General features: G+C 37.1%; 9 protein-coding genes and 1 tRNA gene. 6 read left to right on the top strand and 4 right to left on the bottom strand.

Going from position 1 to position 14,536, the window contains the following annotated elements; genetic code table 11:
- Window positions 1-14 precede the first annotated feature (14 nt).
- Window positions 15-2,864 carry a DNA polymerase I gene (gene polA / locus I5168_RS02775; RefSeq protein WP_431472363.1) on the bottom strand — a complete coding sequence of 950 codons (2,850 nt, stop codon included), beginning with the start codon at window positions 2,862-2,864 and terminating at the stop codon, window positions 15-17.
- Between the two features lie 110 nt (window positions 2,865-2,974).
- On the opposite strand from polA, the gene I5168_RS02770 reads away from it, so the two are divergent.
- Window positions 2,975-4,219, top strand: a complete 1,245-nt coding sequence (locus I5168_RS02770; protein ID WP_431472362.1) for a metallophosphoesterase — start codon at window positions 2,975-2,977, stop codon at window positions 4,217-4,219.
- Between the two features lie 44 nt (window positions 4,220-4,263).
- Window positions 4,264-4,560 carry a thioredoxin family protein gene (locus I5168_RS02765; protein WP_042276304.1) on the top strand — a complete coding sequence of 99 codons (297 nt, stop codon included), beginning with the start codon at window positions 4,264-4,266 and terminating at the stop codon, window positions 4,558-4,560.
- 1 nt (window position 4,561) lies between these two features.
- On the opposite strand, the gene I5168_RS02760 is transcribed toward I5168_RS02765, so the two are convergent.
- Both I5168_RS02760 and I5168_RS02755 read right to left on the bottom strand, forming a co-directional pair.
- Window positions 4,562-5,179, bottom strand: coding sequence for a polysaccharide deacetylase family protein (locus I5168_RS02760; protein WP_167342909.1), 618 nt, complete (start codon window positions 5,177-5,179; stop codon window positions 4,562-4,564).
- Window positions 5,180-5,181: 2 nt separating this feature from the next.
- Window positions 5,182-8,553 (bottom strand): glycosyltransferase family 117 protein, encoded by a 3,372-nt coding sequence (locus I5168_RS02755; RefSeq protein ID WP_431472361.1) that lies wholly within the window; start codon window positions 8,551-8,553, stop codon window positions 5,182-5,184.
- Between the two features lie 184 nt (window positions 8,554-8,737).
- Between I5168_RS02755 and I5168_RS02750 the strand changes: the two genes are divergently transcribed.
- Window positions 8,738-8,808, top strand: a tRNA-Gln gene (locus I5168_RS02750).
- A 74-nt stretch (window positions 8,809-8,882) separates the two neighbouring features.
- On the opposite strand, the gene I5168_RS02745 is transcribed toward I5168_RS02750, so the two are convergent.
- Complete coding sequence (locus I5168_RS02745; protein ID WP_431472360.1) at window positions 8,883-9,704, bottom strand: universal stress protein; 822 nt, start codon at window positions 9,702-9,704, stop codon at window positions 8,883-8,885.
- 147 nt (window positions 9,705-9,851) lie between these two features.
- Between I5168_RS02745 and rimP the strand changes: the two genes are divergently transcribed.
- The 3 genes from rimP to infB are packed head-to-tail and all read left to right on the top strand — an operon-like array spanning window position 9,852 to window position 14,412.
- Entirely contained in the window at window positions 9,852-10,319 is a 468-nt protein-coding gene (gene rimP / locus I5168_RS02740) for a ribosome assembly cofactor RimP (protein ID WP_042276295.1), read from the top strand.
- A gap of 9 nt (window positions 10,320-10,328) precedes the next feature.
- A complete protein-coding gene (gene nusA, locus I5168_RS02735; RefSeq protein WP_060523323.1) occupies window positions 10,329-11,561 on the top strand; it encodes a transcription termination factor NusA in 1,233 nt (410 codons plus the stop codon).
- Window positions 11,562-11,589: 28 nt separating this feature from the next.
- On the top strand, window positions 11,590-14,412 hold the full coding sequence (infB, locus tag I5168_RS02730) for a translation initiation factor IF-2 (protein ID WP_105018152.1): 2,823 nt from the start codon (window positions 11,590-11,592) through the stop codon (window positions 14,410-14,412).
- The last annotated feature ends 124 nt before the right edge of the window (window positions 14,413-14,536 follow it).

The raw sequence follows: 14,536 nt of genomic DNA, 5'->3' as shown, positions 1-14,536 counted from the left end.
GATCTTTTTTTGACTTAATGCGCCTCTAACCAATCATTTCCTAAACCAACTTCAACATCTAGCGGTACACTCATTTTATAGGCATTTTCCATCTCTGTTTTAATGAGTATTTTCATGTCTTCTAATTCATCATCATGAATATCAAAAACCAATTCATCATGCACCTGAAGTAGCATTTTTGATTTGCAATTTAATGCTTCAAACTTGTTGTGAATATTGATCATTGCTAACTTAATGATGTCAGCAGCACTACCTTGAATAGGTGCGTTCACCGCATTTCGTTCAGCAGCGCCTCGAACAACAGCATTAGAACTGTTTATATCCTTCAAGTAGCGTCTACGACCTAACACAGTTTCTACATATCCATTCTCTCTAGCAAAGTCGACTTGTTCTTGCATGTATGCTTTTAACTTAGGATAAGTTGCGTAATAGGTATCAATAAGCTCTTTAGCTTCACTACGAGATAAATCAGTCTGATTGCTTAAACCAAATGCACTTACCCCATAAATAATCCCAAAGTTCACAGTCTTTGCATTACTACGTTGCTCACGGGTAACATCTTGAATGGGAACATTAAATACCCTTGCTGCTGTACTGGCATGAATATCTTCATTGTTTTGAAAAGCTGCGATCATGTTTTCCTCTTCACTTAATGCTGCAATAATGCGCAATTCAATTTGGGAGTAATCAGCCGCGACAAGCCTGTAATTTTCATTGCGTGGTACAAAAGCCTTACGCACTTGTCGGCCACGTTCAGTACGTATAGGTATGTTTTGTAAATTAGGATCTGTAGAGCTTAATCTTCCCGTTGCAGCTACAGTTTGCATGTAGTTAGTGTGTATGCGTTTCGTTTGTTGATTGACCTGATTAGGCAATGCGTCTACATAGGTTGATTTAAGTTTAGTGAGTCCTCGGTATTCTAAAACATTGGCAACAATTTGATGATCTTTAGCTAGATAACTTAGTACATCTTCTGCAGTAGAATATTGTCCTGTTTTAGTTTTCTTCGGCTTATCGACAAGTTTCATTTTGCCAAATAGTATTTCTCCTAATTGTTTAGGAGATCCTATGTTAAATTCTTCACCTGCAATTTCATATATGTTGGATTCTAACTGGGCTATGTCTTCTGTTAGCTTTCGCGAAAGCGTATCTAAATAATCGCAATCAAGATTTATACCTTCAATCTCCATAGCAGCAAGCACCTTCAAAAGTGGCATTTCTATTTCATGAAATAACTTATCAGTACCAGCGGCAGCTAGTTCTTTGATAAAAAATTCCTTAAGCTGGAACGTGATGTCTGCATCCTCTACGGCGTATTCTTTTACTTTATCCAAATCCACGTCGCGCATGGATTTTTGATTTTTACCTTTCTTTCCAATTAATTCGGTAATACTTTGTGGCGTATAGTTCAAGTAGGTCTCTGCTAGGACATCCATATTGTGACGCATGTCAGGATTAATTAAATAGTGCGCTAGCATAGTGTCAAACATAGGGCCCTTTACTTTAACCTCATATTTGTCTAGTACTTTAATGTCGTACTTCAAATTTTGTCCAACTTTTTCAATCTGTTCAGATTCAAAAAATGGTTTTAACTGCTGTAATAGTTCTATGGCTTGTTCTTGATCCTCTGGAAAAGGCAGGTAATAACCCTTGCCTTTTTCCCATGAAAATGCAATTCCTACTAGTTGAGCTATTAAAGGATCAAGTCCTGTGGTTTCAGTATCAAAACAAACGCTGTTTTGATTCATTAAGGTCTGAATAAATAATTTTGTCCCCATTCCAGGCTGCACGATCTGGTACAAATGATCGGTGGTTGAAAGTGTATTACGACCAGTGGCATCAGCCTCTGCAGCGGTACCTGATCCTGGTGTAGAAAACAAATCAAATTGACCACTTGAAGAACTGGTGCTGTTATCAGACGGTGTTTTTTTATTGTCTTCTTTGTAGTTAACACCAGGGACATTATCTGGAGCAAATATTTTGGCTAGTGTTTCTTTGGCACGACGAAATTCCAATTCATCAAAAATCTCATGAACTTTCTCAACATCTGGATCATCTAGTGTGTATTTACTTGCGTTAAATTGAACAGGACAATCCAATTTAATGGTTGCAAGCTGTTTTGAAAGAAAACCTAATTCTCTATTAGCTTCTACTTTTTCTTTCATTTTACCTTTAAGTTGATCAAGGTTTTCATAAAGTCCTTCCATGGATCCATAGGCCTTAATAAACTTTTTTGCAGTTTTATCTCCTACTCCAGGTAACCCTGGAATGTTATCACTGGCATCACCCATCATTCCTAAATAGTCGATTACTTGTTCAGGTCGATCTACTTCAAACTTTTTTTGAACTTCAGGAATGCCCCATATTTCTATCCCATTACCCATGCGAGCAGGACGATACATGTAGATATTGTCAGAAACTAATTGTGCATAATCCTTATCAGGTGTTACCATATAAACGGTAAATCCTTCTTTTTCGGCTTGTTTTGATAAAGTACCTATTAAATCATCGGCCTCGATACCAGCTTCCTCAATAATAGGAATATGCATTGCCTTTAATATTTGTTGAATGTAGGGTACGGCTATTTTAATTGCTTCTGGTGTTTCGTCACGATTAGCTTTATAATCTGCATATAGTTCGGTACGCTCTGCACTTCCTTCCTTGTCAAAGGCAACAGCTAGATATTCTGGTTTTTCACGTCTTATAACATCAAAAAGGCTGTTAGTAAATCCCATTATTGCACTGGTATCCATGCCTTGTGAATTGATTCTAGGATTTTTAATAAGAGCATAATATCCTCTAAAAATTAAAGCATAAGCATCTAGTAAAAACAGTCTTTTATCGTCGGTTCCGTCGTTCGTCATGATGAAAATTTGAGAAGGTTAAAGATAAAACTATATGCTAGGGTGAGCAAGATCGCCGGCTTTAACTTTATCTTAATCCATAACCTGTTGTATTGAGTTAATTTAGCGCCATGAGATTTATATATATCATAGGTTTTTTCATTATTGTTGAAATTTATGCTTTTCAACTTATTCGAGTACTAGCCAAGGGTCATTGGTGGAAATGGGTATATCTAGCGGTATCAGTACTTATTTTCCTAAACGTTGTTTTACAATTCTATTTATCTCCAGATCGCACTCAAGTAGTTCCAGTAAGAGATTTTGCAGTAACCTTATTTTTGGCTTTTCTAGCAGCCAAAACGGTCTTCTTACTCATCATGTTCTTCGAGGATATTGTGAGGATTGTAGAAGGTGTTGTCTCGCTTTCGCGAAAGCATAATTCTACCGACCTAGAAGGAATGTCTGACGCTAGCTCATCTTTCCTGCCTAGCCGTCGTTCATTTATAGCCAAAACGGGACTAGCACTTGCTGCATTGCCTTTTGGTGCTATTTTATATGGAGCCTGGAAAGGGAAATACAATTATCAAGTACGTGAATATGAATTAAGTTTTGATGATTTACCCGAAGAATTTAATGGTTATAAAATTTCTCAAATAAGTGATATTCACGTAGGTAGTTTTGATGATAAGGATGAGGTAGCCTATGCCATTGACCTTGTAAATAAACAACAAAGTGATGTCATATTGTTCACAGGTGATCTGGTTAATAATGTGGCACGAGAACTTTATGGCTGGGAAGAAATCTTGGGAAGATTAAAGGCCAAGGATGGTGTGTTTTCTGTATTAGGGAATCATGATTATGGTGATTATGTGAATTGGGTTAGTCAAAGTGAAAAGCGTAAAAATCTTGAAGAGTTGTTCGAAATTCAAAAGAATATGGGATGGCGATTAATGATGGATGAAGCACATGAAATTAAGAGAGGTGCGGATAGTTTACATATTGTAGGAGTTCAAAATTATGGTGGTGGACGTTTTCCTAAATATGGTAATCTAGACAAAGCTAGCGCCTCGTTGTCGGATTCTAGTTTTAAAGTTTTAATGAGTCATGATCCTAGTCACTGGGAATTACAAGTTAAAGATCATCCTAAAAAGTTTCATCTCACTCTAAGTGGTCATACTCATGGAATGCAATTTGGTGTTGAGATACCTGGTTTTTTTAAATGGAGTCCAGTGAGTTTTGTTTACAAACGATGGGCTGGTATCTATAAGGAATTAGATCAATTTTTAAATGTTAATCGTGGATTTGGTTTCATAGGTTATTCTGGACGTGCAGGAATTTGGCCAGAGATAACAGTGATAACCTTAAAACGTGCTTAATAGGGTAAAGTTTCTTATTTTTGATAAGATAAGGTGTACTTGATATGTCAAAATTTGGCGAGCTTATAAATACTGAAAAACCTGTTCTACTTAGTTTTTTTACTGAGTGGAATGAGGAATCACAAAGTATGCAGGATATTTTAAAAAATGTTGCTGCTACCCTTGGTGATCAGGCAAAAGTGATAAAAATCAATGTCGATAAGAATGTCGAGTTGTCCAATGCCCTACGTATTAAAACCTTGCCTACTTTTATTCTTTATAAGTCTGGTGAGATGATGTGGCGTCAAAGTGGAATACAAGATGGAAATGCTCTTGTTACCCTATTACAACAATACTCTTAAATTAAAGAGTCGCTGTTTCCCAGCCGTTGTCCTTCACGTATTGTAAATATTCGGGAAGCACTTGTTTCAACATTTCTAGAAATTTGTCACTGTCATGAAATACAATAATACTTCCGTTTTTAGTATGCTTTTTTAACTGTTTTAATACAACCGTCGGGTTTTGATTAACATCAAAATCTCCTGAAAGTACGTCCCACATTGTAATTTGATACCCTAGTTTTTTTAATGAGTTATAAGTAGATAACCCCAATTTACCATACGGTGGTCTAAACAACATTGATTTAATAGAAAACTCTGCAAGCTTTACATTTTTAATGTATTGTTTGTCATTGGTTTTCCAACTATTTAAATGGTGTTGAGTATGATTACCTGTTTGATGACCACCATTTAATATACTGTCATAAAGATCAGGATGTTTAATTACATTATCTCCTACACAAAAAAAGGTAGCTTTCATTCCATAGGAATCTAAAAGCTCTAGAACATAAGCTGTTGCATCTGGTTGAGGTCCATCATCAAAGGTTAAATAAACTTTTTTTTCTGAACGGCTTTTGTGCCAGGTACAACCTGGGAAAAGGGAAGTGACCCAATCAGGATTATGAAAGGGATACCATCTCATTTTTAATCCAGGCTATCTGACTTTGGAGTTTGTAAAGATTCAAGATCAGTATTTTCCTCGTTTATTCTTAGTAATTCTAGCATTGCACTATCGATTAACGCAGGATCTAAATCGTCGCTATTTGACGATATAGTATTTACAATACTTAATTTTTCTCTAGGATCATACTGTTTAGGGAATCGCATCATATATTCATTAAAAATATCAATTTGCTCAGTAGCAAATTTCATATCTTTTGCTAGAATAGCAGACTGTACAAGGTTTCTATACCTCTCAACAGCAGTAATAATTGCAATGCTTACATCTTCACCTTGATCGTCAATATTAAAGTTTTCATAGAACTCTAATTCATCTTGATATTTGGCAATTACTCTCAATAGTAAATCTCGTGCTTTTTCTCTTTTACCGATATTATAATAACCAGTCACAAAAGGTTCTATCATGGAATAATGGCCAAATAATTCTAAAGGCATTTTTTCCATTCCAAGGTCTAGGATTTCCTCAGCTTTATCTAGTTTGCCTTCTTCGGTAAGTGCGGTAGCTACTCGGGTAATGTTACTTCTAAACCCTACACTATTGCGTCTAGTTTCTACATCGTGTAAAACATCTGGATTACCGCTGTTGCCCCATTTCCAACTTTTTAATACCTCATATCCATGATCAGCATCAACGCGACCCATTGAAAATGGATCTCTAGGGTCGTATTCTGATTTTATAGGTATTAGACGATAAGCGCAGCCATCTAATTGAAGATAATCTTTCATCCAGATATAGTCTTCGTCACCAAAGGCACCACCAGAAAAATAAATAGGTCGTTCCCAGTTATTAGCTGCAAGAATATCCAGCATGAACATTCTGTTTTTATATACATAATCACTGTCTAGTTCAATGATTATTTCGTCAACTATTTTATCAGCATCTTTTTCAGGTACCACACCATTAGCTAGTACAGCCTGCTTATTGACAGGAACTCGTATGAATTTACTAGGATAAGTATGCTCTTCATAAGGCCCGAATCGATCTTCCATGGTATAACGCTTGTTGCTGCGTACCCATGCCATCCAGTCTGTGATGTCCAGCGTATCTTTAAGGAATGCCTTAGGAGCACCCATTTCAACAGCTTTTTCTTTATCTAATGGTAATAAAACATCTCTAGTGCCATAGGTGTAATCGCTGTGTGATAAAGTGCTAGGAACTGGAGCGCTGTCCCATGCTTGCTTTTTCATATCATCCATATACCAGGCTGTGCTTAATAGGGAAGTACATACAACCCTAACATCAGTGCGATAATTCTCAACCTCTTGTAAATACCATAAAGGGAACGTGTCATTGTCACCTATTGTAAATATCATGGCGTTAGGTAGGCAGCTATCCAAGTATTTACGCGCATTTTCTAAGGCAGAGTATTTTCCTGATCTATCATGGTCGTCCCAGTTTTGAACACCCATGAGTAAAGGTGCTGCTGCAAAACAAGCTACGAGTGAAACTAATTGTGCTGGCTTTGATTTTATAAGATCTCTTAATCCTTCATAGATAGAATAAACTCCCATTCCTATCCACATAGAAAATACTAAAAAGGAACCTACATAGGCATAATCACGTTCTCTTACTTGAAAAATGGCTTGATTAAGATAAATAATTATGGCAATCCCGGTGAAAACAAAAAGTACTAGGGTAACATAAAAAGACTTTTTATCTTTTGTAAAATGAAATATAGCACCTAATAAACCTAGGATTAATGGTAAAAAGAAATAAGTGTTGCGTGCAGGATTATTTAACATGTCCTCACTTAACTCATCTTGATTACCTAGTCTGAATTCATCAATAAACTTAATTCCGCTTATCCAGTTACCATTAAATGGATCCCATTCTCCTTGAACATCATTCTGTCTTCCGGTAAAATTCCACATGAAGTATCTTAAGTACATGTATGAAATTTGATAATTCAACATGTAATCTACGTTTTGAAAGAACCCTGGTTTTGAAACAGTAATATAATCTCGTAAACCTACAATGGCATTGATATACTCGTTAGTTTCAATTTTTCCTGATTTGTAATCTAGTTCTAACTGGCCTAAAACCTCTAGTAGTTGTGGATTGTTTTCATACCCTTTTTTGATTTCATAAGGCAGCTCACCCATGTATTCAACATAATTAGTAGCCCTACTACCGTCGGTCATTCTAGGAAAAAATCCTTTGTGATCGCTATGGGTGTTTTGAGCAGCATCCTCATAATTATTTACGATCACGTACTTTCCTAACTCATCATTGCGCTCATATTTAGGTTTCTCATCCACGTAAGGCTCATCAGGATCTAGACCTACATACCTGTCGGTAAATGAAGGTCCGTAGAAAATAGTTTGTTTAGGATACTGTTCACGATTATAGTAAGCCAGTAATGATCGTGCGTCCTCGGGACGGTTTTCATTTATAGGAACTCCAGCATTTGATCTTATGGGTAACATTACCCATGAGGAAAAACCTATGAGGATAAATGCGATACTTAGTGTTATGGTATTTAGTAGTGGTAGATTACGCTTTCGCGAAAGCGTAATTAAATAAATGAATAAGGCTACAATTAAAACAAAAACTATAATAGTACCATAATTGAATGGCAACCCAATGTCATTGACAAAGAAAATTTCCAGTTGGCCAAAAATAGCCAAGGTATTAGGTCCTAAGAATAGGAAAACAAATAGAAGGACTGCGACAACAGCGACATTTGCGAGTATGAAATTAAGAGGAGTGATTTTTTTATAATGCTTGAAGTACCATAAAAGTCCAATAGCTGGTATGGTAAGTAATCCTAGAAAGTGCACTCCAAAGGAAAGACCTATAATAAATGAGATTAAAATAAGCCAGCGATTACCTCTAGGTTTAAGCATGTCGCGTTCCCACAAAAGGCCTAGGTAAAACATTAAACTCATGAGCATGGTTGTCATGGCGTATACTTCTGCCTCTACAGCATTAAACCAAAAGCTATCAGTTACAGCAAAGGCTAATGAGCCTATCATTGCGCTACCTAGAACCATAGTATCGCTTGCCTTATCTTTAAGTATGTGGTTTTTAAGTAATAAAGTGAGTGACCAAAACATAAAAAGCACAGCAAAGGCACTTGAGAACACCGACATCAAATTCACCATGTAGGCGATTTGAGTAGCATCGGTAGTGAAAATTGAGAAGAATGCGCCTAGCATTTGATACAACGGTGCTCCAGGTGGATGTCCTACCTCGAGCATTGCCGATGTTGCGATGTACTCACCAGCGTCCCAAAAACTAATTGTAGGTTCTACTGTAAGCCAGAATATGGTTAAAGCGATGGTAAAGGTGATCCATCCAATGATTTTATTTAGTTGATCGTAATTCCAATTCATAATTGTGGTAAAATCTATGGGCGAAAATAAGCATTCTTATTCATGCTTTTGTAAAGCATAACGGCAAAACCTAGTAGTTCTTGTACGGCAAAAGGCTAGATTATGGGTGGGAACAATTTTTTTAATTTTTTTTCGATTTTTTTTGCACAGTTATAGGTTTGTATTAAATTTGCATCCGCTTAGATGGCCTATGGTGTAATGGTAACACTGCGGTTTTTGGTACCGTCATTCTAGGTTCGAGTCCTAGTAGGCCAACAAGTAACGAGAAATCCCGAAGTTTTTGCTTCGGGATTTTTTTATTGTTCTTGTTTTTAAATTTAGTTTTTAGACTACTTAATTCTAAAAGTGATAACTGGAAGACTGCTGTGGTTAACTACATCTTCACTTACACTACCATTGAAGAAGTGAGATAAACCACGACGTCCGTGTGTTGCCATTCCTATAACATCGGCCTTGATATCCTTGGAGAAATTAAAAACACCTTCTTCTACCGATTGATCATTGTATATAGTGTAGTCTTTGGGTTCTACATTTACATTTTTTAAATATTCCTGCATTTTGGCGCTGGCGTCTCTAGTGGATAAAAAGTTTCCTGGTGTATTTACGTATAGTAAGTGTAACTGGCAATTTGTTTGTCTGGCAAAATTATCAGCCTCTTTAAGAGCGCTTGTTGAATTAGGATCTAGATCCGTTGCAAAAACGAATTCGTTTACATCCAATCTTTCTTTACGGTCTTTTACGATAAGTACCGGAATTTCAGAATTGCGCACTACTTTTTCTGCATTAGAACCTATAAATAGATTTTTAACACCATCGGCACCATGTGAACCCATTACAATAATATCGGCATTATGTCTTTTTACGGTGTCCATAATTCCGCTAAATGCTGCGCCAGTAGCAACGTCACCATGAACGGTTACTCCGTCTAAGAAATCTGCTTTCATCAAGTTGTCAAATTTTTCTTTGGCTAATTTCATAAAGAATACAGCTTCGGGTAAATTAGAGCTGCCATTATTTGCTAGGTGTAAAGGAAGATCTAGTTGATGAAGAAGGTATACTTCGCCATCGTTTTCACGTGCCATGTCGGCCGCTATTCTCAATGCGTTTTCTGCTTGAATGGAGAAATCAGTAGGGACGATTATTTTTTTCATCTTGGTGGATTTTAGTGAGTATTAAAGATAGTGAATTTATCGATAATCATAAATAGCTGTGTTACTTGCAGTAATCATTAAATCGTGTTATATTTGCAGCGTATTTGAAAGGATTCGAGGGGACGATTGTCCCCTCTTTTTATAGCTATGTTGAAAGAAAAAGCACTTGAATTACTAAATGAAGCGTTTGAAGAGCGTCCTGATTTATATCTAATCGATTTTAAAATGGGAGCTAGTAATGACATGAAAGTAATCATCGATGGTGATAATGGCGTGACTCTTGCAGATTGCGTATTTGTTTCTAGAGCAGTAGAGCACAACCTGGATAGAGATGAAGTTGATTTCTCAATAGAGGTTACGAGTGCAGGAGCTACAACTCCTTTAGAACTGCCTAGACAATACAAGAAAAATATAGGACGCACACTAGAGATTACCGATCGAGAAAAACGTTCAGAAACTGGTGAGCTTATTTCGGTTCAAGAAAATGGTGTAACCATTAAGTGGAAAGCACGTGTTCCTAAAACGGTGGGAAAAGGAAAAATGACTGTTGAAAAAGAATGGTCTCCTTCATTTGAAGAGATCAAAAAAGCAAAAGTGGTAATAAAATTTAATTAATATCAAGATATGGAAAATCTCGCGTTGATCGAGTCTTTTTCTGAGTTTAAGGATGAAAAAATGATAGATCGCGTCACGTTGATGGCGATACTTGAAGATGTTCTTAGGACTGCATTGAAAAGAAAGTATGGAGAGGATGATAACTTTGATATTATCATTAATCCTGATAAAGGAGATTTAGAAATATGGCGTAATCGCGTCGTAGTGGCAGATGATGAGGTTGAGGATGATAATTCAGAGATTTCATTAACCGAGGCTCGTAAAATAGAGCCAGATTATGAAGTTGGAGAAGATGTTGCAGAAGAGGTTAAATTAGTACAATTAGGTCGCCGAGCTATATTGGCACTTAGACAAAATTTAATTTCAAAAATTCATGAGCACGATAACACAAACATCTTTAAACAATTTAAAGATCTTGAAGGTGAGTTGTACAGTGCCGAAGTTCACCACATCAGACATAGAGCGATTATATTGCTAGATGATGAAGGAAATGAAATTATTCTACCTAAAGATCGACAAATACCATCTGACTTTTTTAGAAAAGGGGAGAATGTTAGAGGAGTAATAGAGAGTGTTGAAATGAGAGGTACAAAACCTAACATCGTTCTTTCTCGTACATCTCCTAAATTCTTAGAAAAGCTTTTTGAGCAAGAAATTCCAGAAGTTTTTGATGGGGTTATTCAGGTTAAAGCAGTGGTTCGAGAACCAGGTGAAAAAGCAAAAGTAGCAGTCGATAGTTACGATGATAGAATTGATCCTGTAGGAGCCTGTGTTGGTGTTAAAGGTTCTCGTATTCACGGTATTGTACGTGAACTAGGAAATGAAAATATTGATGTAATTAACTTTACTAACAATACACAGTTGTATATTGCACGCGCATTGAGTCCAGCTAAGATTATTTCAATGAATCTAGATGAGGAAAATAAACGTGCTGAAGTAACTTTACATCCTGATGAAGTATCAAAAGCGATAGGTAGACGCGGACATAACATACGTCTTGCAGGAAAGCTTACAGGGTACGAAATAGATGTTATTCGTGAAGGTGCTGAAGAAGATGTAGAGCTTACCGAATTCTCTGATGAAATCGAAATGTGGATTATTGAAGAATTCAAGAAAATAGGTTTGGATACTGCCAAAAGTGTTCTAGAGCAAGACGTTGCTGACTTAATAAAACGTACTGATCTTGAGGATGAAACTATTTATGAGGTAGTAAACATTCTTAAGTCTGAATTTGAAGATTAAATAGTAGTCACAACCCGTAACCATATTTATGGCTGAAATTAAAAATATGAGACTTAATAAAGTGCTTCGAGAATTTAATATTTCTCTTGATCGCGCTGTAGAATATCTTAACGCTCAAGGTATCGAGATTGAAGCTCGACCTACGACTAAGATTGATGCTACCGTGTATCAGGCACTTGCTGATGAGTTTCAGACAGACAAAAGCAAGAAGGTAGCTTCTAAAGAAGTAAGCGCCGAAAAACGCAAGGAACAAGAAGAATTGCGTTTACAGCGTGAGAAGGAGCAAGAGGAAAAGCAGCGCATTAAGGAAGAAAAAATCATTAAAGCCAAAGCTAAACTGGACGGACCTAAACAGGTAGGTAAAGTAGATTTAGATGCTAAACCTGAAGAAACTGTTGAGGAACCAACTCCTGAGAAAAAGGAAGAACCTGTTGCTAAAGTTGAAAAACAAACCCAGGACAAAACTCCTGAAAAGGTAGAAGAGAAAACTCCTGAAAAGGAGACTCAAGGACCAGCAGTAGTTTCAAACAGAAAAGCTGTTAAAGGAGCAACTATTAAGGGTAAAATTGATCTTGAACCTAAGAAGAAAAAGGAAGCGCCTAAAAAAGCTGCTCCTAAAAAAGAGGAAGCTAGACAAGATCAAAAACCGATTCCAAAAAAGGAAACTCCTAAAAAGGAAGTAAAGACAGAGAAGCCTGCTCCTGAGAAAGCTGCAGCTCCTGAAAACTCTGAACCAGAGAAGATTCAAACGGAATATAAGAAATTAGATGGGTTAAAGGTTACGGGACAAAAAATAGACCTTTCTAAATTCCAAAAACCGAAAAAGAAGACAGATTCTTCAAGAGGTAAACGTAAACGTATCTCTAAACCTGATAACCGTCGTGGCGGTAAACCAGGAGGAAACAAACCAAGTAATAAACGAGGTAGAAAGAATGTTGTTAAGGAGGAACCTACTGATGAGGAAATCCAAAAACAAGTTCGCGAGACATTAGAAAAACTGCAAGGTAAATCTAACAAGTCCAAAGCTGCTCGTTACCGTCGTGATAAACGTGATCAACATAGAGAGCGCGTTGAACAAGAACAAGCTAGTGCAGAAGAAAAGATCCTTAAAGTAACAGAGTTTGTTACTGTTAACGATCTAGCTACTATGATGGATGTTCAGGTTAACCAGATTATTGGAGCTTGTATGTCCCTAGGTATGATGGTGACAATGAATCAAAGGTTGGATGCAGAAACAATGACTATAGTAGCTGAGGAATTTGGCTATGAAGTAGAGTTTGTTACTGCCGATATTGAAGATTCAATTACAGAAGTTGCGGACAACGAAGAAGATCTAGAAACAAGAGCTCCTATTGTTACAGTAATGGGACACGTAGATCACGGTAAAACATCATTACTGGATTACATACGTGAGGAAAATGTAATCGCTGGCGAAAGTGGAGGAATTACACAGCACATTGGTGCTTATGGTGTGACTCTTGATAATGGTCAACGTATTGCTTTTCTTGATACACCAGGTCACGAGGCCTTTACAGCCATGCGTGCTCGTGGTGCACAAGTTACTGACATCGCAATAATTGTAATTGCAGCAGATGATGATGTAATGCCACAAACCAAAGAGGCAATTAGTCACGCCCAAGCCGCAGGAGTTCCTATCGTATTTGCAATAAATAAGGTAGATAAACCAACTGCAAATCCTGATAAGGTAAAAGAGTCGCTAGCAAATATGAATTTACTAGTCGAAGATTGGGGTGGAAAAATTCAATCACACGATATATCAGCCAAAACCGGTTTAGGTGTTCAAGAATTACTTGAAAAAGTAATCTTAGAAGCCGAGCTGCTTGATCTAAAAGCAAATCCTAATAAGCCTGCTGTAGGTACAGTTGTAGAAGCTTACTTGGATAAAGGACGTGGATATGTTTCTACCATTCTTGTTGAAGCTGGTACTCTTAAAATCGGAGACTACGTTCTTGCAGGACGTACACACGGTAAAGTAAAAGCAATGCATGATGAGCGTGGTAAAGTTATTGAAATAGCTGGACCATCAACTCCGGTTTCTATTTTAGGATTGGATGGAGCGCCACAAGCAGGTGATAAGTTCCATGTGTTTGAAGATGAACGCGAGGCCAAAGATATTGCCGCTAAACGTACACAGTTACAACGTGAACAATCTGTACGTACTCAGAAAACGCTGTCACTTGATGAAATCGGTAGACGTATTGCTTTAGGAGACTTTAAAGAACTTAACTTAATCCTGAAAGGAGATGTTGATGGATCTGTAGAGGCACTTACTGACTCGTTCCAGAAACTTTCAACTGAAGAAATACAAGTTAATATCATCCATAAAGGTGTAGGTGCAATTACAGAAAGTGATGTGCTTCTTGCAACAGCTTCAGATGCGATTATCATCGGGTTTAACGTAAGACCTCAAGGTAATGCTCGTACAGTAGCAGAGAAGGAAGAGGTGGATATCCGTACTTATAGCATAATCTATGATGCGATTAACGATCTTAAGGATGCTATGGAAGGAATGCTTTCTCCTGAGCTTAAGGAGGAAATTACCGGAGATGCAGAGGTTCGTCAGACATTCAAGATATCTAAAGTAGGTACCATTGCAGGTTGTATGGTTCTTAATGGTAAGATATATCGTAATGGTGGCGTGCGCCTAATTCGAGATGGTGTTGTTAAGTATACTGGTGAACTTGCAGCTCTTAAACGTTTCAAAGATGACGTTAAGGAAGTAGCAAAAGGTTACGAATGTGGTATGCAAATCAAGAATTACAATGATCTACAAGAAGGAGATATTATTGAATGTTTCCGTGAGGTAGAAGTAAAGAAAACTTTGAAATAATAAGTGATTCTTATAGAATATAGAAACCGTTACTTATTCAAGTAACGGTTTTTTTATGTAAAAAGATTTGAGTGTTACCTCGCTTTCGCGAAAGCGATATTCCTACTATATTTATGAAAAATAA

This window comes from Nonlabens sp. SCSIO 43208 (assembly GCF_050703575.1).
In the GTDB taxonomy this organism is placed as follows: domain Bacteria; phylum Bacteroidota; class Bacteroidia; order Flavobacteriales; family Flavobacteriaceae; genus Nonlabens; species Nonlabens tegetincola.
Note: the sequence above shows the minus strand (reverse complement) of the source record. Positions and strands in the feature narration are given on the sequence as shown.

Excerpts from the sequence above, each read along its gene's own strand:
- I5168_RS02765 (WP_042276304.1), top strand. The coding sequence starts at position 4,264 with ATGTCAAAATTTGGCGAGCTTATAAATACTGAAAAACCTGTTCTACTT.
- infB (WP_105018152.1), top strand. The coding sequence starts at position 11,590 with ATGGCTGAAATTAAAAATATGAGACTTAATAAAGTGCTTCGAGAATTT.
- I5168_RS02770 (WP_431472362.1), top strand. The coding sequence starts at position 2,975 with ATGAGATTTATATATATCATAGGTTTTTTCATTATTGTTGAAATTTAT.
- nusA (WP_060523323.1), top strand. The coding sequence starts at position 10,329 with ATGGAAAATCTCGCGTTGATCGAGTCTTTTTCTGAGTTTAAGGATGAA.
- rimP (WP_042276295.1), top strand. The coding sequence starts at position 9,852 with ATGTTGAAAGAAAAAGCACTTGAATTACTAAATGAAGCGTTTGAAGAG.
- I5168_RS02755 (WP_431472361.1), bottom strand. The coding sequence starts at position 8,553 with ATGAATTGGAATTACGATCAACTAAATAAAATCATTGGATGGATCACC.
- I5168_RS02745 (WP_431472360.1), bottom strand. The coding sequence starts at position 9,704 with ATGAAAAAAATAATCGTCCCTACTGATTTCTCCATTCAAGCAGAAAAC.
- I5168_RS02760 (WP_167342909.1), bottom strand. The coding sequence starts at position 5,179 with ATGAGATGGTATCCCTTTCATAATCCTGATTGGGTCACTTCCCTTTTC.
- polA (WP_431472363.1), bottom strand. The coding sequence starts at position 2,864 with ATGACGAACGACGGAACCGACGATAAAAGACTGTTTTTACTAGATGCT.